Consider the following 22,574-nt stretch of genomic DNA (forward strand, 5'->3'; position numbering starts at 1 on the left):
GAAAGAGCCCTCGTTCGTACTCGCCGCGCGGCGGTTTTGCAGCTGCGCTGAAGTGGGCTTTTCATGCGGTTCGTTCGCCGCCGCTGCTTCCTCGGGCGTCGGCCTGGCGGTCGTTCCGCCCGCGCCGCCATTGAAGCTGGCGTGGCCTGGAGTCACGGCGCCGGGGGGCACGGGCTCATTATAGACATTCACGACGTTATGAGCGCCGAAATTGTTGACGTTCTGGTTGTAGAAGAAAGCGCCGTTGCTCCATCGGCCGCCCAGGTAACCTGAACCGCCATAGCCAAAGCCATAGGCGACGCCGCCGTAAAAGCCGACATGCGGTCCCCAATAGCCGGCGTTGAAGACATAAATGCCGTTTGAAAATCCCCAATAGCCCGGCGTCCAGAGCACACCCGACCTCGGCGGCTCGACCCACGTTCCGGGCACCCAGTAATAATCCACGTTATTCCAGTACCAATAGCCCGGCGTCCACATATAGCCCGGCGCGGGCATCGGCGGCTGTTCGTAGACGGGCAAGGGCGGCGGCGGCTCCTCGGCGTAAACTGTGGCGGCGCCGGCGGGACATGAGCAGGCTTGCGCAGACGCAGCGGTGGACAGAGCCGCGACGGAGCCTGTCGCCAATAAGAGTGCGAGGAGTCCGGACTTTAAGTTTTGCATATGAATGTCCCGTTTTTTTGTGTTTGCCGCTACGCTTGTGCTCATAAAGGCCCCAAATGGCTAAACGTCGATTCGGGCGCGACTTTGTTTACTTTGTGTCGTTGCCGGGCGAGAAAATCGCGCGGCGGGAGCACTCAGCAAAGCGTCCTTGGTGATTTTTGCCCTTTGGGGCGTTATTTGCGCCCCGGAGGCGCCCCCACCGCGCTTTATCCGCTTTGCACCTTGTTGGCCAGGACTTCGGCCTCTGCGCCGCGTCACTGAAAAACCCACCGCGATTTTTGGCGGGCGTCGCGGGCAGTGACGACATCGCGATAGCTGGCGTCTAACCGCAGCTTGGCCAATTCGCGGCTGAATCAGTCGAACAACCGGCGACCAGACCGGATTGAGATTCTCCCCCCGCCCGAACCCCTCTGTTTGCTATTGCTCGATGGCCGCCGGGGTTTCGTCACGGTCGCAAAATTGGCCGATTCAGCCACAAATGTCTCCGGTTTTTGCGGGTAGGAGTGCGAGCGATCCTGTGCTATGGCGAAATCCCGGCTGGGATAAAGCCGGGATCAGGCAAGACGACGGGAACCGGCGATGACAGATCTCGAATTGGCGACAGTGACGGAGATTAAGCCCGCTTCGGTCCGCCCTTCGGCTTCCCTTTCGGTTTTGCACGGCGCGGTTCGGCCCGACCTGCTGCGCGACGAATTGCTCTGCGAGATTTTTGCCACCACTGTCGCCGCCGGCCCCCAGGCCGTGGCCATGAGCACGATGGAGCGCAAGCTAACCTACGCCAGGGTCGATCACGAGGCCACGGCTTTGGCGCGCGGCCTGATCCGGCGCGGGATCGGTCCCGGCGACGTCGTCGGCCTGTGGGGGCCGCGCGGACCGGAACTGTTGATCAGCCAGATCGCCATTGCCAAGACCGGCGCCGCTTGGTTGCCTTTCGACGCCGACGCGCCGGTCGATCGCATCGAAACCTGCCTGCGCGACGCCGAAGCCAAGGGTCTGCTGACCTCCGAAAGCTTCGCCGTCAAGGCGCGCGGCGACGTCACCACGCCGATCCTGACCGAGCCCGACCTGATTGACGCCGACGACCAGAGACCGGTCGACGCGCGGAAAAACGGCGCCACGCCGGACCACCCGGCCTATATGATCTACACTTCCGGTTCGACGGGCGTGCCCAAGGGCATTGTCATCACCGGCCGCAACATTTGCCATTACCTGCGCTCCGCCAACGAAACCTATCGCATCGGCAGATCCGACGTCGTCTTCCAGGGCGCTTCCATCGCCTTCGACCTATCGATGGAGGAAATCTGGATTCCCTATATGGTCGGCGCGACGCTTTTCGTCGCCACCCCCGAGGTCATGGGCGAGGCAGAAGCTTTGCCGGACCTGATGGAGGAAGTCGGCGTCAGCGTGCTGGACACCGTTCCCACTCTTCTGTCGCTCATGCCGCGTGACATAAAAACCTTGCGCGTCATCATCCTCGGCGGCGAAGCCTGCCCCCCGGCGGTGGCCGCCCGTTGGTGCAAGCCCGGCCGCACCATTTTCAATTCCTATGGTCCGACCGAAGCCACGGTGGTCGCCACGGTCGCGGAAGTGCATCCGGACGAACCGGTGAGCATCGGTGGGCCCATCGCCAATTATTCCTGCTATGTCGCCGATGAAGCCAATAATCTGCTGGAGCGCGGAGTCGAGGGCGAATTGCTGATAGGCGGTCCGGGCGTGGCGCGCGGCTATCTCAAGCGCGACACGCTGACGGCGGAAAAATTCATCGCCAACCCTTTCGATCGCAGCGGCTCCGATCCGATCCTCTATCGCTCCGGCGATGCCGTGGCGATGTTGGCGGACGGCAAGATCGCCTTTCGCGGCCGCATCGACGATCAGGTCAAGATTCGCGGCTTCCGCGTAGAGTTGGGCGAAATCGAAGCCAAGCTCGCCGATTTTCCCGGCGTCAACCAGGCGGCCGTAGTGCTGCGCAACGACGACGGTCTCGACCAGCTCGTCGCCTTCCTCGTCCCGGAAAAGGGCGTGACGCTCGATCCCAAGGCGATCCGTGCTGATCTGCGAGCAACTTTGCCCGCTTATATGGCCCCCGCACGCTACGAAACGCGCGATGTGCTGCCGCGCCTCTCCTCCGGCAAGGTAAATCGCAACGCACTGAAAAAAGAGACGCTCACGGCCACTGTCTCGGCCGAAGAGCAGGAGGAGCCGCAGACCCCGACCGAGGCGCTGCTGCTCGATGCGGCCAAAAAAGTCCTGCCGCCTCAGACCATCCCCTTCGACGCCGATTTCTTCACCGATCTCGGTGGCCATTCGCTGCTGGCGGCGCGATTCGTCTCGCTGGTGCGCCAGACCCCGACCCTGGCGGGGATTACGTTGCAGGACATGTATTCAGCGCGGTCCTTGCGCGCCATTGCGGCGCTGATGGATGAAAAGGCGGCGATGAGCGGCGCACCCAAGGATCTCTCTTTTGAGCCGCCACCTTTTTTGCGGCGCTTTCTTTGCGGACTTGCCCAGGCCGTGGTCGTGCCTTTCCTGCTGGCCCTGTCAACCGCGCAATGGCTGGGTATTTTCGTCTCCTACATGCTGCTGACCGACACCGACGCCAGCATCTGGCAGGAAATCTCCTCGCTGCTCGGCGTCTATGTCTGCGTCAACATCTTCACGCTGATTCTGGCCATCGCCACCAAATGGCTGGTGATCGGCAGGTTCAAGCCGGGGCGGTATCCGCTCTGGGGCTTCTATTATTTCCGCGTCTGGCTGGTGCAGCGCATGCTCGGCCTGACTCATATCAAATGGTTCCAGGCCTCGCCGCTGATGCGCATCTACCTCGGGGTGCTCGGCGCGAAAATCGGCGACGACTGCAACATTTCCGAGATCGAGTTCGGCGCGATCGATCTGATCTCCATCGGCGCGGGAACGACCATCGGATCGAAAGTCAAATTGTCCAACGTGACTTTCGAAGGCGCCGAAATGATCATCGGGCCGATCGAGATCGGTCCGGATTGCTGCATTGGCTCTTCCTGCGTCATCGAGGATCATGTGGTGCTGGAAGAGGGCGCGGAATTGCGCGACCTCACAGCGATCGCTCCGCATAACAGGATCGCCGCCTGGGAAATCTGGGATGGCTCGCCCGGCCGCTGCATCGGCTCGGTGGACAAGGAATCCCTGCGCCCCTTCGCTCAGGTCAGCCAGGGCAAGCGGGCCTTGCAGACCTTCCTCTATGCCTTGCTGCTGCTGGCGATCCCGCCGGTCGGTCTGTTGCCTTTGTTTCCGGCCTTCTGGGTGTTCGACCGGATCGACGAGGCCCTCGGCCTCGCTGCGACCAGCCAGATGCTCTACATGGCGGCGATTCCGATCATGGCGTGGCCGACCTCCTTCGTCATGGTGCTGGTGACGGTGGCCTTCATCGCCGTGGTGCGCTGGACGGTGCTGCCCAGGGTGAAGGAAGGGATCTATTCGGTCTTCTCCTGGTTCTACATGCGCAAATGGGCCGTGGCCCTGGCGACCGAAGTGACGCTGGAGACGCTGTCCTCGCTTTACGCCACGGTCTACATGCGCGCCTGGTATCGCCTGATGGGCGCCAAGATCGGCAAGGATTCGGAAATTTCGACCAATCTCGCCGGCCGTTACGATCTGGTCGAGATCGGCGATAAATGTTTCATCGCCGACGAAGTCATTCTCGGCGACGAGGAAGTGCGTCGCGGCTGGATGCGATTGGAGAAGCTGAGGACCGGTTCGCGCGTGTTCATCGGCAATGATGGCGTGCTGCCGCCGGGCTCCGATATTCCCGATGGCGCGCTGATCGGCATTAAATCCAAGCCGCCGGCCAATGACGAGATCTCGCCCGGCGACACCTGGTTCGGCTCGCCGCCGATCAAACTGCCGGTGCGGCAGAAATTCGACGGCGGCGGCGCGGCCTGGACCTATGAGGCCCCTCCGTGGCGGAAATTCGCCCGCGCGGTTTTCGAAGCCGTTCATATCTCGCTGCCGACTATGCTGTTCATCACTTTCGGCACCTGGTCGATCGAGTGGTTCGGCTCCTCCATGCTGGAAGGCGCCTATGGCACGGTGTTCTGGATGTTCGTCGCCTCCTCGACGATCATCGCCGCCGTGATGACGGCCATCGTCATCGGCGTCAAATGGGCGACCATGGGTCGTTACGAGCCGGTCATGAAGCCGATGTGGTCGTGGTGGGCCATGCGCACCGAGGCGGTGGCGGTGCTCTATTGGGGCCTCGCCGGCAAAGTGTTGCTCGACCATTTGCGCGGCACGCCGTTCCTGCCTTGGCTGTTGCGACTGTTCGGCGCGAAATTCGGCAAGGGCTGCGTGCTCGACATGACCGACATCACCGAATTCGATTGCGTGGAAGTCGGCGACTTCTGCAACCTCAATTCGCTCTGCGCCCTGCAGACCCATCTTTACGAGGATCGGGTGATGAAGGTCGGCCGGGTGAAAGTCGGCAACGGCGTCACCGTCGGCGCAGGTTCGACTGTGCTTTATGATTCGCATGTCGGCGATTTCGCGCGGCTGGGGCCGCTGACCATCGTGATGAAGGGCGAATCCATTCCCGCCCATACCGAATGGTCCGGCGCCCCCGCCCAGCCGACACGGCACATGCAGGCGATGGGCTGAAAGGCGACCCACCCAACCTTGCGGCGGTCCTCCTCCGGGTTTAGTTTGGCGCACAAAATAAAAAAGGTCCGGGCAGGTAAATGGCCAACGAAAAAGACGCGTTGCGGGTATGGTTCCGTCTGGTCCGCCTCAACACCCGCAGCCGCATGGCCGTCGCCAATCGGTTGCGCGCCTTTGACCTCTCGGTTCCGCAATGCGACGTGCTGACGACGCTGACGGAGAACGAGGGTCTGTCGCAGCAGGAGCTGGCGGCGCGGCTTTACGTCACCAAGGGCAATATTTCCGGCCTGATCGACCGGCTCGTCGCCAGTGGCCTGGTTGAACGTCGTTCGCTGGAAGGCGACCGGCGCTCTCATGCGATTTACCTGACGCCAGCGGGGCGGGAAATGGCGAAGCGCGGCATTGCGGCGCAGGAGGCCTTCGTCGCCGAGACCCTGGGCTGCGTCACGCCGGAGCGGCTGGCTCTGTTCGAGGATCTGCTGGTGGAGTTGCGCGATCTGATCCGCAAACAGAACGAGGCCGCGCCGGAACAGGGCGTTGAGGCTTGAGCGCCTCGCGGATTTTTTTGCGTTGAAGGCTTTCGACGAGGATTTTTTCGCGGCTTCGGCTTCCTCTTGGCGGCGCGGATTGGGATTTCGCAGCTTTTCGGCGCGCGAATTGCTCGACGCCGTGTGGGAGCGCATCCTGCGCCGCAATCCGGCGATCAACGCCTTGGCCGCCTATGATTACGAAGCCGCCGTGCGGGCCGCCGCCGAATCTGACGCCCGCTTGGCCCGCGGCGAGGCGCGGCCGTTGGAAGGCCTGCCGATTACCGTCAAGGATAGTTTCGAGACCGAGGGCCTGGCTACGAGTTGCGGCGCGGCGGAACTCGCGGAATATCGCCCGAAAAACGATGCTTTGGCGGTGGCGCGGCTGCGCGCCGCGGGGGCAGTCATCCTCGCCAAGAGCAATGTCCCGCGGCTGACCGGAGATTTCCAGACCTATAACGAGCTTTACGGCGTCGCCGCCAATCCTTTCGATTTGTCGCGCTCGCCCGGTGGCTCCTCCGGTGGCGCGGCGGCGGCGGTGGCTGCCGGCTTCGGCGCTTTCGAACTGGCCTCGGACCTTGGTGGTTCGATCCGCTGGCCGGCCCATTCCTGCGGCCTGTTCGGCCTGAAAACCTCCTGGGGGCAGATTCCGCTTTACGGCCATATTCCGCCGCTTCCGGCCATGCGGCTGAAAACCCCGCCCGACCTCGCGGTGGCTGGACCGCTCGCCCGCTCGGCCGCAGATCTCGATCTCGTTCTCTCGGCCGCCGCCGGACCGTTCAATACGCAAGGCCCCGCTTTTTTGCGCAAGGCGCGCAAGAAACGACCCGAGGATTTGCGGCTGGCGCTCTGGCTTGACCAGGATTTCGCCCCGGTCGACGATTCCGTGACCAATGCTTTGCTGGTGGTGGCGGAAGCGCTGCGCAGCGCCGGCGCGACAGTGGACGAGGCGGCGCGGCCGGGTTTCGCTTTTGCCGAGGCGTTCGAAATCTATGCTTTTCTCAATTTCGCCATCGGTTTTGCCGGCTTGTCAGCGGAAGCAAAGGCCAGCGTCTCCGCTCGTGGAAAGAGCTTCGACGCCGACGACCCATCCTACGAAGCGATGCAGGCGCGCGCGGCGCGGCTCGACGCGGCCGTTTTCGGCCGGATGATGGAGCGGCGGACGGCGATTAAAAAGGCCTTCGCCGCTTTTTTCCAGGAATACGACGCCATTCTTTGTCCGCCCGCGCCTTGCGTGGCCATCAAGCATGATTTTACGCCGGATTTCTTTGCCCGGCGCCTGGAGACCAGCGCCGGCGCTTTACCCTATTACGACCTTTTGAAATGGTCGAGCCTCGCCTCGCTCGCTCATCTACCGGCGGCGGTGGCGCCGGTCGGCCTCGATCGGGAGGGCGTACCCTGCGGCGTGCAGATTATCTGCGCCTTCGACGAGGATCGCAGCGCCGTGGCCATCGCCGTCATGTTGGAAAACGCGCTTGGCGGCTTTTCCGCCCCGCCTTCGTTCTAGGTCCTTTTCAGGACAAGGCTCCAGATCAGCCGTTTAACGCCCGCTTTACCTAAAAAGTGCAAAGTAAGCTCAAGAAATCGCCAGCCGTCGTGTACGAGGGCAGGCGAACTAGTTTGGTTACGAGCAGAGCGAGTTCCATCATGAGCGAGAAGCAGATCATTCACTCGCCACAAAAATCGCGCCGTCAGGAAGCGCGCGACCTGCGGGCGCGGCTCTATCGCGAGATCGGCCTCGCAGCCGTGGCGACCGAGCTTTTCGCGCCGGAAAAGTCGCCAGCCTTAGCCGAGCCGACGCGTCGCGAGGACAACAGCGCAATGATCGCCCGCATCAGCGGCAAGGCGGCCTGAAAATCCGACCATGATAAATCGTCACATGCCCATCAAGGTGATCACGTGGGCAGCGACGGAGCGCGCCAGACCGTCAAGATCGTAGCCGCCTTCCAGCAGCGAGACGAGACGGCCGCCGCATTTTCGATCAGCGACGTCCATCAGCTTGGCTGTCGCCCAGGCGAAATCCGCTTCGACCAGATTGATATTGGCCAGAGGATCGCGACGGTGTGCGTCGAACCCGGCGGAAATGATGAGGAGGTCGGGTCCGAAATCCTCGATTCGCGGCAGGATGGCGATTTCCATCGCCTCGCGGAATTGCACCCCATTGTCGCCGGCGTTGAGCGGGGCGTTGACGATATTATTATATTCGCCGCGTTCGCCGCTCGACCCGGTGCCGGGATATAACGGCATTTCGTGTGTCGAACTATACATTACGTTACGGTCCGACCAGAAGATATCTTGGGTCCCATTGCCGTGATGGACGTCGAAATCCATGATGGCGACGCGCTGCGCGCCATGCACGGCCATGGCGTGGCGGGCGGCGGTGGCGGCATTGTTGAAAAAGCAGAAGCCCATCGGCGTCGCCCGTTCGGCATGGTGGCCAGGCGGCCGCATAGCGACAAAAGCATTGTCCACCTGCCGACGCATCACTTCATCGACCGCCTGGCAGGCGCCGCCGACGGAATGGAAAGCCGCCATCAGCGTTCCGGGGCTCATCGTCGTGTCGCTGTCGAGCCGAGCGAATCCGTCGCGCGGCGAAGTCTGCTCCAGCGCCTCCAGATAGGAATTGGGATGGACGCGAAGAACCTGCTCCCGCGTTCCCTGTTCCGACTGCGACCGGATCAGAGTCATGAACTTTTCATGTTCCAGAATTCGTTCGATTACGCGAACGCGGTCGGCTCGTTCAGGGTGGCCCGGTCCGTTGTCATGCGCCAGCCCGGATGGATGTGTAATCAAAAGCGTATTCAATTCATGCCCACAAACTGAAGGCGCCTTGCCGCGCTGTCCAAGGAAGACGGAAGGGCAAGGCCTGAGTCGGCCGGAAAGCGCCAATCTGGCGGCCGGCATGACGATTTAACGACGAACATCGCCTCATTCCTCGCGGCTGTCCAACGCCGTTTAAGGCTTACGCCTAAAGTATAGATGGCGAAGGCTGCTATTTAGGAAATGCGCGGGCCGATCCTGCAACCTGACTGTTGCGCGATAACCACAGCTAGTGCTATTTTCAGGTTAATTCCCGCAAGCGTGAGACGTCCATCGTGACGGAAGATAGGATTATGGTAAGTAAGGTTTGAAATATGGCGCTGGCGTGGCGCAAAAAAGTCGGGGTTTAACAATGAATTTTCGGGCCATGGCGAGCATCGCATTCGTTTCGGCGGCGTTGGCGGGATGCAATATGACCGGCGCCAGCACTCCCGATCCGTCCTTGAACGCCAAGGACAAGGAATTTCTGTCCCTCGCGCCACACGCCGAAGTCGGCGGCGAATACGGGCGCTATATTGTCGAGGATCCGACCGGGGCCGCGCCAGGCACGATCACTGTCGATACGTTCAAGAACTTCCTGTATTTTTCGCTGCCCAACAAGAAAGCCATTCGCTATGGCGTCGCCACTGGCCGGGATGCAGCGGGCTGGTCCGGCGAGGCCACGGTTGGCAAAATGGCGGAATGGCCGCGCTGGATGCCGCCGTCCGACATGCTGGAACGCTGGCCGCATCTGAAGCCGACCGCCGACGCGGGCGGCCTGCCGGGCGGTCCCGACAATCCTCTGGGTTCGCGCGCGCTTTACCTGTTCCAGGGTAACAAGGATACGATGTATCGCATCCACGGCACCAATGAGCCGGATAAGATTGGCCAGAAAGTATCCTCAGGCTGCATCCGCATGCGCGACATCGACGCCATCGATCTTTACAATCGCGTCCACGTCGGCACCAAAGTGATCGTCGCCGACAGGGCTTATTGATCGCGCGCCAAAGGCCGAATCATGAAAACGCCCCTTAATCAGGGGCGTTTTTGTGACTACAGCCGCCAATATGTCGCTAAAGGGTCCGTAGCGTCGCGATTGACTTGCGACTTCGCCGCGCTTAACAAGGACCGGCCTGACGGTCCCCTCGGCATGAGGGGTATTAGGGAATGCGGCAGGGCTGGACGAGCCAGCCTGAAACCGCGGCTGCCCCCGCAACTGTGAGTGGGAAGCCGGACGCCACAGAGCCACTGATCCTCGACGGATCGGGAAGGCGGCGCGAGGCGCTTGACCCATGAGCCAGGAGACCTGCCGTCGGCGAGAATCAACGCGATGGGCGGGGCGCTCCCGTCGCGGTTCGGCGGCGGGCGTTTCCCTGGGCCGAATGACGAGTTTTCGTCGCGCGCCCCTGTTGGAGCGCTGTCAATGGCAAGTATCGCCAAAATTCCCGTCACCATCATTACCGGCTTTTTGGGCGCGGGCAAGACCACGCTGATTCGCCATGTTCTGGCGCATTCAGCAGGCCGTCGCCTCGCCTTGATCATCAACGAATTCGGCGATGTCGGCGTTGACGGCGAAATTTTGAAAAACTGCGGCGTCGATTCCTGCCCTGAGGACAATATCGTCGAACTCGCCAACGGCTGCCTGTGCTGCACTGTGGCCGACGATTTCCTGCCCGCCATCGAAGGACTGCTGGCCCGCGAGCCGCGCCCTGACCACATACTGATCGAGACCTCCGGGCTCGCTTTGCCGAAGCCGCTGGTGAAAGCCTTCGATTGGCCGGGCATCCGCGCAAAACTCACGGTGGACGGCGTCATCGCGGTGGTCGACGCCGCCGCCGTGGCTGACGGACGTTTCGCCGCCGATGAGGAAAAACTCGCAGCCCAGCGAGCCCTGGACCCGTCGCTCGATCACGACAATCCGCTGGAGGAGGTCTACGAGGACCAACTGCTCTGCGCCGATCTGATTCTTCTCAACAAGGCCGACCTTCTCTCCGACGAGGCGCTGGAAAAAACCCGCGCCGAAATCGCGGCGCAGATTCCGCGCGCGGTAAAGATTGTGGCGACGCGCGAGGGCCGGCTGGATGTGGAAGTGCTGCTCGGCTTGGACGCCGCCGCCGAAGACGATCTCTTGGCGCGTCCCTCACATCACGATTCAGAGGAGGGGCACGACCACGACGATTTCGACACATTCATCGTCGCGCTAGACCCTGTCGCCGACGCTGCTGCTTTGTCCGAGAAGCTGGCGAGCGTGGCGCGTGACCACGATGTCCTGCGTATAAAAGGTTTCGCCGAAGTTGCAGGAAAGCCCATGCGCCTTCTAGTCCAGGGTGTAGGCGCAAGGGTTTCGCATCAGTTCGACCGCCCCTGGCGCGCAGGCGAGCAACGCGGCGGCAGGCTGGTGGTGATAGGACAAAAGGGTTTCGATCGCGTCGCCATCACAGCGGCGCTGATGGTGTAGAATCATGCATCTCGTCCGCAACGATCGGCGATCTCTCGACGCGACAGCGCAAGCCGTCGATCTCGAACAATCGCCGGCGGACATCGTCGCCCTGTCTTTCGCCGCCAGCGACCTTTCGCTCCTCGCCACCGCGCATGACGCCACGCGCCATCCAAGCCTGCGGCTGGCGGCGCTCGGCCAGTTGAAACATCCCTATTCGGTCGATCTTTACATCGAGAGGGTTTGCGCGCGGGCAAAATTCGTGCTCGTGCGGTTGCTTGGAGGGCTGGATTACTGGCGCTATGGCGTTGAGGAATTTTCCGCCGCGGCCCACAAATTTGGTTTTATGCTCGCCATCGTTCCGGGCGATAGCATGGAAGACTCGCGGCTGGACGAATCCTCGACGCTGCCGGTCGCGGACTTGCGACAAATCCGGACTTATTTCCGCGAAAGCGGACCCGATAATATCGCCGCCTGTCTCGATTTCATCGCAGCGAAAGTTTCGGGCTCAGGCGAGGCGCCCAAGCCGAAGCCGGTTCCCTCTTTCGGGGTGTTTATGCCCGCTTGCTTTCAGGCGCCTGCGGACGCGGCAACCGCTTTCGTCTTGTTCTACCGCAGCGCCTATCTGGCCTGCGATTGCGCGCCGGTCTCCGCTTTGGCGGCGGCTTTGTCGCGCGCAAATTTTCGCGTTTCGAGCTTCTACGTTTCGAGCCTTAAGGATGTTTCCGTGTGCGCGGCGCTGGCGGAAAAAATTGCGGCGGAAAAGCCCGACGTCATTCTCAACGCCACAGCTTTTTCGGCACGGCACGACGGCGCCGCGGGGGTGCTGGACGGGGCCGATGCGCCCGTCTTGCAAGTGATTTTCTCCGGCGCTGAAATCTCCCAATGGCGAGAATCGCAGCGCGGGCTTTCGGCGGCGGATTTAGCGATGAACGTGGTCTTGCCGGAGGTCGATGGGCGCATCGTCACGCGCGCCATCTCCTTCAAACTCGCGCAGGAAAGGGACGAGACGCTGGAATTTGCGCCCGCCCGCCACGAACCCGATGGGTCGCGCGTAGAATTCGTGGCGGCGCTGGCGGCGCGCTGGGCAAATCTGCGGCGCAAACCAAACCGTTACAAGAATCTGGCGCTGATCCTGTCTGATTATCCGGCGAGGGCGGGTCGCGCCGGATACGCGGTTGGCCTCGACACGCCGCAATCCGCCTGCGCGATTTTGTCGCGACTTGCCGCCGAGGGATACGATGTCGCCCCGGCGCCCGCACCGAGTGAGTTGATCGAAAACCTTCAAGCAGACCCGCGTCATTCGACGGTGACGATCAAGGCCTATCGCGCCTTCCTGGAAACTCTACCATCGCATTTCGTGCAAAACATTCTCTCCGAATGGGGCGAGCCAAAGGACGATGTTTCCGTCGAAAACGGCGCCTTCCATTTCCGCTTTTTACGGATGGGAAAAATGGTCGTCGCCTTGCAGCCCGATCGCGGCGCGGCGGAAAGCCGCAAGAGCGATTATCACGACGGAGCGCTGACGCCGCGACATGGCTTTCTTGCCTTCTACCTCTGGCTGCGCGAGGGCGAAAAAATCGACGCTCTGATTCATTGCGGAGCGCATGGCGCGCTGGAATGGCTCCCGGGCAAGAGCGTGGCGTTGGCGGAGGATTGCGCGCCGGAAATCGTGCTTGGCCCTGTCCCGCTGATCTATCCTTTTATCGTCAATAATCCTGGCGAGGCGGCGCAGGCCAAACGCCGCTCCGCCGCCGTGATCATCAGCCATCTGACGCCGCCTTTGGTCGCGGCGGGCGCGCACGGCGCCACGGCGGAAATCGAATCTCTGTTCGACGAATATGCGCAGGCGCAGGGGCTGGATCCGCGACGGGCGAAAATGCTGGCGGATCTCATTCTGCAACGCGCCGAAGCGACTGGACTTCTGGACGAATGCGGCGCCCGCGAGGGGGAGGACGCCTTGATCCAGCTCGACGCCTGGCTCTGCGATCTCAAGGAAATGCGTATCCAAGATGGGCTGCATGTCTTCGGCAAGTCACCGGACGGAATCTTGCGCGACGAAATGCTGGCGGCATTCGGCGACGACGCAAAACCGAAACTAGCCGCTTGCGGCGCGGCGGAAATGGATGCGCTGATCCACGCCTTGAGCGGCGGTTTCGTAAAGCCGAGTCCCTCCGGCGCCCCGGGGCGTGGACGCTTGGACGTGCTGCCGACCGGACGCAATCTTTTTTCCGTCGATCCACGCGCTATTCCAACCCGCACCGCGTGGGAAATCGGGCAGCGTCTGGCGCAGGACGTTCTCGATCGCTATTTGCAGGATCATGGCGATTTTCCGCGCCGCATCGTGCTCGATCTCTGGGGCAGCGCTTCGATGCGTACCGGCGGCGACGATCTGGCGCAGGGATTTGCTCTGCTCGGAGCGCGCCCGGTATGGGACGCCGCCTCGACGCGGATGAGCGGCTTCGAAATCCTGCCGCTGGCCAAACTCGGACGTCCGCGAATCGACGTGACCTTGCGCATTTCCGGCTTGTTCCGCGATGTGTTTCCGCTTCAGATCGCGGCATTCGATTCGGCGGTCCGCGCGGTGGCGGCGCTGGATGAATCCCCCGAAGATAATCCGCTGGCCGGGCAGGCCGAGCCGCGCCGCATTTTCGGCGCGGCGCCAGGCGCCTATGGCGTCGATCTGTCGGCGAGTCTCGCCACGACCAACTGGCGCGACCGCAATGAACTGGCGCAAAAATATCTTGCCGCCAGCGCACAGGGCTATGGCCCCGACGGGGATCCTTTGCCAGCGGGCCCAGCCGATTTCGCCGCCCGCGTGCGCGCCGCCGACGCCTTTGTCCATGTTCAGGACCTCGCTGGTCAGGACATTCTGAACGCCGACGCCTTTTCCACCCATGAAGGCGGCTTCGCCGCAGCCGCCTCCATGTTGAAGGCAAAAACGAGCCTCTATCATGTCGACGCCACGGGGCATGGCGCGGCGAAAGTGCGCACCTTCAACGAGGAAATATCCCGCGTCGTCCGGGCGCGCGCGACCAATCCCGTGTGGCTTCATGGCATGATGCGGCACGGCCATGGCGGCGCGGCGGAAATCGCCGAGACCGTGGATAATCTTTTCGCCTTTGCAGCCTTGAGCGATGCTGTCGAAGGCCGGCATTTCGATCAGCTTTTTGACGCCGTCTGCGGCGACGAGCAGGTGCGCGCTTTTCTCGAAAAAGAGAATCCGCGCGCCGCGCGCTCGATAGCGGAAAAATTCGTGGAAGCCGAAAGGCGCGGTTTCTGGATGTCGCGACGCAATTCGACCGCCTCCATATTGGCGGAAATGAGGGGCGGGGCATGATCGAAAACCTACGCAAGGGTTGGTGCCCCGGCGCGCTGGCGCCCATGCTCAGCGGCGACGGCTATATTTTTCGCCTGCGCCTGACCAACGGAATCCTCTCCTTCGAACGGGCGAAGGCTTTATCGGATTTGTCGCGTCGGTACGGCAATGGCGCCTTCGATCTTTCCGCGCGCGCCAATCTGCAAATGCGGGGCGTCGGCACGGAAGACATTCCGGCCTTGCAGGAGGAATTATCGGCTCTCGGCCTGCTCGATTCCGATGCGCGCGCGGAAGCCGTGCGCAATATCGTGCCGAGCCCGCTCGCTGGTTTCGATCCCACGGCTTCGATTGATGCGCGACCGCTGGTCATGGCGCTGGAGGCGCTGCTGACGCGCGAAAAAGCCCTGCACGATCTGCCGCCGAAATTCGGCTTTTCCATCGACGGCGGCGGCGCGCTGCCGCTTGCTGGGGTGGTCACCGATATTGACTTCACCGCCGTCGCAGACGGTGAGGCGCCGCGTCTGCTCGTCACGCTCGGGGGGGTAGACGCAGGTCTGGTTGCGCCCGAGAATCTCGTCGCGGCGGCGGAGACTCTGGTGCGCAATTTTCTTCGACTGCGCGAAAACGACGGGCGCATGAGCGCGCTGGTCGCGCGCATCGGCGTTGCGCCGCTGCTCGAAAATTGTCCCGCGAAGGCGCAAGCCGAGTTTGGATTGTTTCGCATCGCTTGGAGCGATCGCGGTGAGGCTGCAGCTTATTGGCCAATCCTTGGCGCGAGGAATTGCGGCGGGAAAAACTTTGTCGGCGCCGGTCTTTTGTTCGGCCGCATCGAGGCCGACACGCTTGAGGCATTGGCTGATGCCGCCGAGGAGAGCGGCGCGGGCGAATTGCGGCTCACGCCTTGGCGAGTCATGCTTGCGGTAGGGCTGTCGCCAGAAGGCGCCGAAACACTCGCCGCGCGGCTCGCAAAGCTCGGTTTCATCTTGGACGCTAGCGACCCGCGTCTCGCATTTTCCGCCTGTCCTGGCGCTCCGGCCTGTTCCTCGGCGCTCGGCGACGTGCGTGCGGCAGCGCTCGCCTTGGCGCCCCATTGGCGCGTCGATGCCGGGAGGGTGCACGTGTCGGGCTGCGCCAAGGGCTGCGCCTTTCATGGCCGCGCCCTAACGCTGGTGGCGGGGGACGATGGATTTTCGCTTGTGGAAAACGGTTTTGCGCGCGATGAACCGGTCGCCCGGCGGCTCGATCTCGCCACATGTCAACAAAAGCTAAGCAATATTTCCAAGGGAGCGCGGGTTTGAGCCGTGGTTACGACTATATTCGCGACGGCGCGGAAATTTACCGAAACTCTTTCGCCATCATCCGGCGCGAGGCCGATCTCGCGCGTTTCGACGCTCTGGAGGAGCGCGTCGCGGTGCGTATCATCCATGCCAGCGGCATGGTCGAAATCTCGCCGGACCTGCAATTCTCTCGCGGCGCCGCGCAAGCCGGAATCGCCGCTCTTGCCGAGGGGGCGCCCATCCTGTGCGACGCCAATATGGTCGCCTTCGGCGTCACCCGCGCGCGGCTGCCGAAAAACAACCAGGTTACCTGCACCTTGGGCGATCCGCGTGTCGAAAAACTTGCCAAGGAAATGAACACCACCCGCACCGCCGCCGCGATGGAATTCTGGCGACCGCACCTCGCCGGCGCCGTGGTCGCCTTCGGCAATGCGCCGACGGCTTTGTTTCATCTGCTAGAGATGCTTGACGACGGGGCGCCGCTGCCGGCGCTGATCCTCGCCATGCCGGTCGGTTTTGTCGGCGCGGCCGAATCTAAAGAGGCGGCCATCGCCGACGGCCGCGTTCCCGTCATCGCCATGCGTGGCCGCAAAGGCGGCAGCGCCATGGCCGCGGCCGCGATCAACGCCTTGGCGAGCGACAAGGAATGAGCGCGGGGCGCCTTTACGGCGTCGGGCTCGGACCCGGCGATCCCGAACTTCTGACGGTAAAAGCCGTCCGGGTAATCGAAACCACTCCGGTCATCGCTTTTTTCGCCAAGGCGGGACGTCGCGGCAACGCCCGCGCCATCGCGGATCGCTGGATCCCGTCGGGCGCCGAGGAGATGCCGCTCGAATATCCGGTGACGACGGAAATTCCGCTCAATGATCCCGCCTATAACCGCTTGCTGGCGCAATTTTACGAGCAGGCCGCCGAAAACATCGCTGCCCAATTGGCCGCAGGGCGGGATGTGGCGATCCTGAGCGAGGGCGATCCCCTGTTCTATGGCTCGTTCATGCATCTCTATATCCGGCTGAAGGAGCGTTTTGCCGTCACGATCGTGCCGGGCGTCGCCGGCATGGCTGGCTGCTGGTCAGCGGCGGGCGAGGCGATGACGTGGGGCGACGATATTCTGACCGTTCTGCCGGGCACGCTTCCGCCGGAAATCCTGGCTGAAAAACTCGGCAGCATCGACGCCGCCGTTATCATGAAAATCGGCAAGAATTTCGCCAAGGTCCGCGAGGTCTTGCGCCACAGCGGCCATTATGAACGCGCGCTTTATGTCGAACGCGGCACAATGGCTGGCGAGAAAATCATGGCTTTGAAAGACAAGCCGGACGATGTGGCGCCCTATTTCGCGATCATCCTGATCAGCGGACAAGGCAGGCGACCATGACCGGAGTCTTGTTCATCGTCGGGCTCGGACCGGGCCCGGATAGCTGGCTGGTTCCGGAAGCGCGCGGTGCTTTGGCGCAATCCGACGCGCTTATAGGTTACAAACCCTATACCGACCGCGTGCCTGAACGCCACGATCTGGAGCGTTTCTCTTCGGACAATCGCGTTGAACTAGATCGCGCCCGCCACGCCCTGCAACTTGCGCAAGCCGGCCGCAAGGTCGCGGTCGTGTCCGGCGGCGACGCCGGTGTTTTCGGCATGGCCGCGGCGATTTTCGAAGCGGTGGAAAAGGGCGATCCTGCATGGCGGGACCTGGACATTCGCGTCGTGCCGGGAGTTAGCGCGGCAATTGCGGCGGCGGCTAGGCTCGGCGCTCCGCTCGGCCATGACTTCTGTGTGATGTCGCTGTCCGACAATCTGAAACCCTGGGAGGTCGTGGTTAAACGTCTGGTCGCGGCGGCGCAGGCGGATTTCGTCATCGCCTTGTATAATCCGGCTTCGAAAGCGCGCCCGCGCCAGATTTTCGAAGCCTTCGATCTTCTGCGCACACACAAGAATGGCGCCACGCCGGTCGCTTTCGCCCGCGCCATAGGTCGGCCCGACGAGCGCATTTTGATCACCGATCTGGCGCAGGCCGATCCGAGCGTGGTCGATATGGCGACTTTGGTGCTGATCGGCTCGTCGGAAACACGCTTTGTCTCGCGATCCGGCGGACGGCCCTGGCTGCTGACGCCGCGAACCTACGGGGCTGCGCGATGAGACTCGATCCAGCGCAAGACCTCGGCCAACAGGGATGCTTCGGTGGCGTCGCCGGTCGCCGGACGCGCGACGAGAACGACGGGAATGTGCAATTTTCGCGCGGCGAGAAGTTTCGCGGAAGTGGCGTCGCCGCCGCTGTTCTTGCTGACAAGGATTTCGATTCCTTCCTCCCGCATCAGCGCCAGTTCGTCTTCCAGCTCGAAAGGTCCTCGCGCGGAAACGAATTTATGATTGGGCAGCAGCGCCAGTTCAACGGGCTCGTCGATGGCGCGCACCAGATAGAAGTGCTGAGGCGCGGCGGCGAAGGCGGCGAGCTGCAGCCGTCCTTGGGTGAGAAATACCCGGCGCGGGTTTTCGCCCAATGCGACGACGGCATCCTCCATGCTGGCGACTTCGGTCCAGTCGTCGCCCTCGCCGGCCGTCCACGCGGGCCGAGAAAACAGCAGCAGTGGAACGCTGGTTTGCCTGCAAGCCTCGCGTGCATGGGCGGACATTTGCGCGGCGAAAGGATGGGTGGCGTCGATCAACGCCTCGATCCTTTCCATGCGCAAGAAAGCGACAAGGCCTTCGACGCCGCCAAAACCGCCGGTGCGGCTAGGAATGGGGACGGGCAGGGGATTTTGCGTGCGTCCGGCCAGCGACAACAGCGGCTTGATGTCGCCGCGCGTCGCCAGAACACGAGCCAATTGGCTCGCCTGCGTCGTGCCGCCGAGAATCAAAATGCGCAAGCCGCCTCTCCTTGCGGAAATTGGTTGTGAGTGCGCCCTGGCTCACCTTGGTTGGGATCGGCGAAGGTGGGCGCGCAAGCCTGTCTCCTGCCGCAATCGAGGCTCTGGCGCAAGCGCGGCTGGTCGTCGGCGGCGCGCGGCATCTCGCTCTGGCTGCGCCGCTCGGCTGCGAAAAGCTGGCTTGGCCCTCGCCGATGGAACAGGCCTATCCGCAGATTTTGGCGCGGCGCGGGGAAAAGGTCGTCGTGCTCGCTTCAGGCGATCCGTTCTTTTACGGGGTGGGCTCGGTGCTGGCTCAAAAAATTCCGGCGGAGGAAATGTCTTGCCTGCCGGCATCGTCCGCTTTCAGCCTGGTCGCGGCTCGGCTCGGCTGGGCGCTGCAGGATTGCGACTTGATCACCCTGCATGGGCGCCCACTGGAGCGGATCATTCCGGCTTTGCAGAATGGCGCGAAAATTATCGCGCTTTCGTGGGATGGAACGACGCCGGCAAGGCTTGCCGCACTGCTGACGCAACGCGGTTTCGGCGCCTCCCGTATGACTGTCTGCGAGCATCTCGGCGGTCCGAAAGAGCGCGTGCGCGCCGTTCAAGCGGACCAATTTTCGTCGGACGAAGTGGAAGCCCTGAACACTTTGGCGCTCGATCTCATGGCTTCACGCGACGCCAGGATTTTGTGCCGCTCGCCGGGCTTGCCAGACGAATTTTTCGAACACGACGGCCAGATCACAAAGTCGGAAATCCGCGCTTTGACGCTCGCCGCTCTTGCGCCACGACTCGGCGAATTGCTGTGGGATATCGGCGCCGGCTCGGGCTCCGTGGCGATCGAATTCATGCTGGCGGACGCGAAAAATGCGGCCATCGCCATCGAACAGAATTCTGTTCGCGCGGAGCGCATCGCACGTAACGCCTTGGCATTGGGGACGCCGGGCTTGCGCGTGGTCGCGGGTAGGGCGCCGGAAATTTTGGCCGATCTGCCCCGCCCGCAGAAAATTTTCATCGGCGGCGGCCCGACCGAGCCCGGTCTGATCGAAGCGGCGCTGGACGCGCTGCTTCCTGGCGGGATTTTGGTGGTAAATGGCGTCACTTTGGAAACGCAAAGCCTGCTGGTCGCGCGTTATGGCGCGCTTGGCGGACGATTGCTTCAGGTGCAGGTTGCTCGGGCGGAAAAGCTCGGCGGCTTTTCCGCCTTTCGTCCGGGGCTGCCCATCGTGCAATGGATTTTCGAAAAGCCATGCTGAGGGAAATCGCCATAGGAATCGGCTGCCGCAGTGGCGTGAGCGCGGAATCCATCATTTGCTTGACGCTCGAAGTTCTGCGCGATGCGCAACCTTTCGCGCAGGCGAAAATCTTCACCCTTTCCCGAAAGGCCGAGGAACCGGGTTTGCGCGCCGCAGCTTCGTCTATGGGGTTCGATCTGGTGTTTCTGGACGAGCCGGAATTTCTCATCCGGCAGAGCGAATTTGCTTCTCGCGGCGCTACGCGTTCGGCAAAGACGCAGGAGCTGACCGGCTTCTCCAGCGTCGCCGAAGCGGCGGCCCTTATGGGCGCCGGGCCTTCGGCAAGGCTGATCGTTTCCCGCCGCGCCGCTGACGGTGTCACCTGCGCTATCGCCGCCAAAGAGGACCACGCATGAAGGTGCATTTTATCGGCGCCGGACCGGGCGCCGCCGATCTCATCACCTTGCGCGGACGCGACATTCTAGGGCGCTGTCCTGTCTGTCTTTACGCTGGCTCGCTGGTGCCGAAGGAATTGCTCGACTATTGCCCGCCAGGCGCACGGAAAATCGACACCGCGCCGATGACGCTCGATGAAATCGCCGCCGAATTTCTTCGCGCCCGCGACGCGGGCGAGGACGTGGCGCGGCTTCATTCCGGCGACCTTTCGGTGTGGAGCGCCATGGGCGAGCAACTGCGCAGGCTCGACGCCCTGGGCGTCGACTATGACGTGACGCCGGGCGTGCCGGCCTTCGCCGCCGCCGCCGCCGCGCTTCGGCGCGAACTGACCTTGCCGGAAGTCGCGCAGTCTCTTGTCCTGACCCGCACTTCGGGCCGCGCCTCCTCGATGCCGGAAAAGGAGAGGCTAGCCGCTTTCGCCGCCACCGGCGCCACTTTGGCGATTCATCTGTCCATCCATGTCCTGGACAGGATCGTCGACGAGCTTCTGCCCTTTTACGGCGCCGACTGTCCGATCGCTCTGGTCTTTCGCGCCTCCTGGCCGGACGAGCGCATACTGCAGGCGACGCTTTCGAGCATAGGTGTTCTGGCGCAAAAGGATCCGATGGAGCGCACCGCGCTGATCCTTGTCGGCCCGGCGTTGAGCGCGACGGATTTCCGCGAAAGCGCACTTTACGATCCCGATTACCGGCGCCGCTATCGGGGCGGCTATGTTAGCGCCGACGGCGTGTTCAGGGACGAGGAATGATGGGCCGTCCGTCAGCCGTTGCGAGGAGAGTTGCGACGAAGCATTCGGCCCTCCTGCTGTCTCGGCCTGGATCGCTTCGCTCCGCTCGAAATGATGAAATCCTAGTTCCCGACCGCCCGAAAGCCCGTCCTCGCCAGCAAGCCGCCGTCGCGATCGAAAATCGCGATTTCCAACTCGCAGGGCGCATCGCGGAGGAGTTTCGCCGCCGTCCGCCAGGCGGCTTCCGCCACGCCGGCGCCGATCTCCACCCCTGCCGCTTGCGCGATCTCGAATGCATGCTTGGCCGAATTGGCATGGCGGATCGCCGCCGCCGTCTCGCCCTCGGCGAATCCCGCCAGAAAGTCGAGATCGACCGCGCCGCGCTTGGAATGGAGGTCGCTGAGGCCCTGCGCCAGCTTTGTAATCTTGCCCATGCCGCCAGCGACGATCGCCCGGCGCACCGGATGCTGGCGCAGATATTTCAACATGCCGCCAACGAAATCGCCCATGTCGATCAGCGCCTCGTCAGGCAGGCCATACAGAGTCTTGACAGCGGCTTCCGAAGTCGAGCCGGTCGCGCCTGCGACCGTGTCGAGACCGGCGGCGCGGGCGACGTCTATGCCGCTATGGATCGAGGCGATCCAGGCCGCGCAGGAGAACGGCGTGACAATGCCGGTCGTGCCCAGAATCGACAGGCCGCCGACGATGCCGAGCCGCCCGTTGAGCGTGCGTTCCGCGATTCTCTCGCCGCCGGGGATGGAAATTTCGACATGAACGTTGGTCGGGCCATGCTGCAAAGCAGCTTCGACTTCAATCGCCTCGCGGATCATTTTTCGGGGCATGGGATTGATCGCCGGTTCGCCGACGGGCAGCGGAAGGCCGGGGCGCGTCACCGTGCCGACGCCTTCGCCGGCGGCAAAGGTGACGCCGGCGCCCGGCGCTCCCAGACTGACGCGCGCAATGATCAAGGCGCCGTGTGTTACGTCGGGATCGTCGCCCGCGTCCTTGACGATTCCCGCGCGACAAAAGTCGTCGCCCGTCTCCTGCAAGGCGAGGGCGAAGGCCGGCGTCTGGCCGCCGGGAAGGCGGATGGAAACCGTATCGGGGAACCAGCCGCTCACCAGGCCGGCATAGGCGGCGCGAGCCGCCGCCGCCGCGCAAGCTCCCGTCGTCCAGCCACGCCGCAATGGCGTTTTCTTCGTCTCGTCCATTCCTTGTGCTACCGCGCCGGATCGGCGGCGCCAAAGGAATTTTGCACATGAGCCTGCACGGGCTGCTCATAGCCGCGCCGCGCTCCGGCGGCGGCAAGACCACGGTTACGCTCGGCCTGATGCGCGCGTTCCGCAAGCGCGGCCTGCGGGTCGCGGGAGTTAAATCCGGGCCGGATTATATCGATCCCGCGTTTCATCGCGCGGCGCTCGGCCGCGACAGCTTCAATCTCGACAGCTGGGCAATGGATGCCGCTCTGCTCGGCGGTCTGGCGGGGCGAGCCGCGCAAGGCGCCAACCTGCTGCTGGCGGAAGGGTCGATGGGCCTGTTCGACGGCGTTCCGGCGGCATTAGGTCGCAGCGGCGCCTCCGCCGATGTCGCCGCCGCCCTCGGCCTGCCGGTCCTGCTGGTTCTCGACGCCTCGGGCCAGGCGCAGACAGCGGGCGCCATCGCCAAAGG

General features: G+C 63.0%; 19 protein-coding genes and 1 riboswitch. Of the genes, 15 read left to right on the forward strand and 4 right to left on the reverse strand.

The features are described from left to right. Window positions 1-660, reverse strand: a 660-nt coding sequence (locus ACLP2E_RS19070) for a YXWGXW repeat-containing protein (protein WP_442466824.1), incomplete at its 3' end; no start/stop codon positions are given. A 579-nt stretch (window positions 661-1,239) separates the two neighbouring features. On the opposite strand from ACLP2E_RS19070, the gene ACLP2E_RS19075 reads away from it, so the two are divergent. From ACLP2E_RS19075 to ACLP2E_RS19090, 4 genes are all read left to right on the forward strand, one after another. Continuing rightward, on the forward strand, window positions 1,240-5,286 hold the full coding sequence (locus ACLP2E_RS19075) for a Pls/PosA family non-ribosomal peptide synthetase (RefSeq protein WP_442466825.1): 4,047 nt from the start codon (window positions 1,240-1,242) through the stop codon (window positions 5,284-5,286). Between the two features lie 80 nt (window positions 5,287-5,366). Continuing rightward, window positions 5,367-5,834, forward strand: coding sequence for a MarR family winged helix-turn-helix transcriptional regulator (locus ACLP2E_RS19080; protein WP_442464455.1), 468 nt, complete (start codon window positions 5,367-5,369; stop codon window positions 5,832-5,834). Then, complete coding sequence (locus ACLP2E_RS19085) at window positions 5,824-7,320, forward strand: amidase family protein (RefSeq protein ID WP_442466826.1); 1,497 nt, start codon at window positions 5,824-5,826, stop codon at window positions 7,318-7,320. Before ACLP2E_RS19080 ends, ACLP2E_RS19085 begins: the two co-directional genes overlap by 11 nt. Before the next feature lie 140 nt (window positions 7,321-7,460). Further along, entirely contained in the window at window positions 7,461-7,667 is a 207-nt protein-coding gene (locus ACLP2E_RS19090; protein ID WP_442464453.1) for a hypothetical protein, read from the forward strand. A gap of 21 nt (window positions 7,668-7,688) precedes the next feature. Here the strand turns inward: ACLP2E_RS19090 and ACLP2E_RS19095 are convergent, their stop codons facing one another. After that, window positions 7,689-8,618 carry a histone deacetylase family protein gene (locus ACLP2E_RS19095; RefSeq protein WP_442464452.1) on the reverse strand — a complete coding sequence of 310 codons (930 nt, stop codon included), beginning with the start codon at window positions 8,616-8,618 and terminating at the stop codon, window positions 7,689-7,691. A 367-nt stretch (window positions 8,619-8,985) separates the two neighbouring features. Here ACLP2E_RS19095 and ACLP2E_RS19100 point away from each other — a divergent pair, with 367 nt between their 5' ends. The 7 genes from ACLP2E_RS19100 to cobJ all read left to right on the forward strand — a co-directional run bounded on the left by ACLP2E_RS19100 (window position 8,986) and on the right by cobJ (window position 17,778). Further along, window positions 8,986-9,609, forward strand: a complete 624-nt coding sequence (locus ACLP2E_RS19100; protein ID WP_442464451.1) for a L,D-transpeptidase — start codon at window positions 8,986-8,988, stop codon at window positions 9,607-9,609. Window positions 9,610-9,732: 123 nt separating this feature from the next. Further along, a riboswitch (cobalamin riboswitch) is annotated at window positions 9,733-9,940 on the forward strand. A 95-nt stretch (window positions 9,941-10,035) separates the two neighbouring features. Then, entirely contained in the window at window positions 10,036-11,070 is a 1,035-nt protein-coding gene (gene cobW / locus ACLP2E_RS19105) for a cobalamin biosynthesis protein CobW (protein ID WP_442464450.1), read from the forward strand. A 4-nt stretch (window positions 11,071-11,074) separates the two neighbouring features. Continuing rightward, window positions 11,075-14,389, forward strand: a complete 3,315-nt coding sequence (gene cobN, locus ACLP2E_RS19110; RefSeq protein WP_442466827.1) for a cobaltochelatase subunit CobN — start codon at window positions 11,075-11,077, stop codon at window positions 14,387-14,389. Next, window positions 14,386-15,666, forward strand: coding sequence for a precorrin-3B synthase (cobG, locus tag ACLP2E_RS19115; protein WP_442466828.1), 1,281 nt, complete (start codon window positions 14,386-14,388; stop codon window positions 15,664-15,666). Before cobN ends, cobG begins: the two co-directional genes overlap by 4 nt. Next, a complete protein-coding gene (locus tag ACLP2E_RS19120) occupies window positions 15,663-16,295 on the forward strand; it encodes a precorrin-8X methylmutase (protein ID WP_442464447.1) in 633 nt (210 codons plus the stop codon). The genes cobG and ACLP2E_RS19120 overlap by 4 nt, the downstream gene beginning before the upstream one ends. Next, window positions 16,292-17,020 carry a precorrin-2 C(20)-methyltransferase gene (locus tag ACLP2E_RS19125; protein ID WP_442466829.1) on the forward strand — a complete coding sequence of 243 codons (729 nt, stop codon included), beginning with the start codon at window positions 16,292-16,294 and terminating at the stop codon, window positions 17,018-17,020. Before ACLP2E_RS19120 ends, ACLP2E_RS19125 begins: the two co-directional genes overlap by 4 nt. Beyond that, window positions 17,017-17,778 (forward strand): precorrin-3B C(17)-methyltransferase, encoded by a 762-nt coding sequence (cobJ, locus tag ACLP2E_RS19130; protein WP_442464445.1) that lies wholly within the window; start codon window positions 17,017-17,019, stop codon window positions 17,776-17,778. Before ACLP2E_RS19125 ends, cobJ begins: the two co-directional genes overlap by 4 nt. On the opposite strand, the gene ACLP2E_RS19135 is transcribed toward cobJ, so the two are convergent. Further along, entirely contained in the window at window positions 17,760-18,506 is a 747-nt protein-coding gene (locus ACLP2E_RS19135) for a cobalt-precorrin-6A reductase (protein WP_442464444.1), read from the reverse strand. The two genes, cobJ and ACLP2E_RS19135, sit on opposite strands and share 19 nt — an antisense overlap. Window positions 18,507-18,532: 26 nt before the next feature. Between ACLP2E_RS19135 and cbiE the strand changes: the two genes are divergently transcribed. The 3 genes from cbiE to cobM are packed head-to-tail and all read left to right on the forward strand — an operon-like array spanning window position 18,533 to window position 20,927. After that, window positions 18,533-19,744 (forward strand): precorrin-6y C5,15-methyltransferase (decarboxylating) subunit CbiE, encoded by a 1,212-nt coding sequence (gene cbiE / locus ACLP2E_RS19140; protein ID WP_442464443.1) that lies wholly within the window; start codon window positions 18,533-18,535, stop codon window positions 19,742-19,744. Further along, complete coding sequence (locus ACLP2E_RS19145; protein ID WP_442466830.1) at window positions 19,738-20,139, forward strand: cobalamin biosynthesis protein; 402 nt, start codon at window positions 19,738-19,740, stop codon at window positions 20,137-20,139. Before cbiE ends, ACLP2E_RS19145 begins: the two co-directional genes overlap by 7 nt. Continuing rightward, window positions 20,136-20,927 (forward strand): precorrin-4 C(11)-methyltransferase, encoded by a 792-nt coding sequence (cobM, locus tag ACLP2E_RS19150; protein ID WP_442464441.1) that lies wholly within the window; start codon window positions 20,136-20,138, stop codon window positions 20,925-20,927. Before ACLP2E_RS19145 ends, cobM begins: the two co-directional genes overlap by 4 nt. Before the next feature lie 101 nt (window positions 20,928-21,028). On the opposite strand, the gene ACLP2E_RS19155 is transcribed toward cobM, so the two are convergent. Beyond that, window positions 21,029-22,117: a cobalt-precorrin-5B (C(1))-methyltransferase gene (locus ACLP2E_RS19155; protein ID WP_442466831.1), complete on the reverse strand. Its 1,089-nt coding sequence runs from the start codon at window positions 22,115-22,117 to the stop codon at window positions 21,029-21,031. A gap of 47 nt (window positions 22,118-22,164) precedes the next feature. Here ACLP2E_RS19155 and ACLP2E_RS19160 point away from each other — a divergent pair. Then, window positions 22,165-22,574, forward strand: a 410-nt coding sequence (locus ACLP2E_RS19160; protein WP_442466832.1) for a nucleotide-binding protein, incomplete at its 3' end; no start/stop codon positions are given.

This window comes from Rhodoblastus sp. (assembly GCF_052145335.1).
In the GTDB taxonomy this organism is placed as follows: Bacteria; Pseudomonadota; Alphaproteobacteria; order Rhizobiales; family Beijerinckiaceae; genus Rhodoblastus.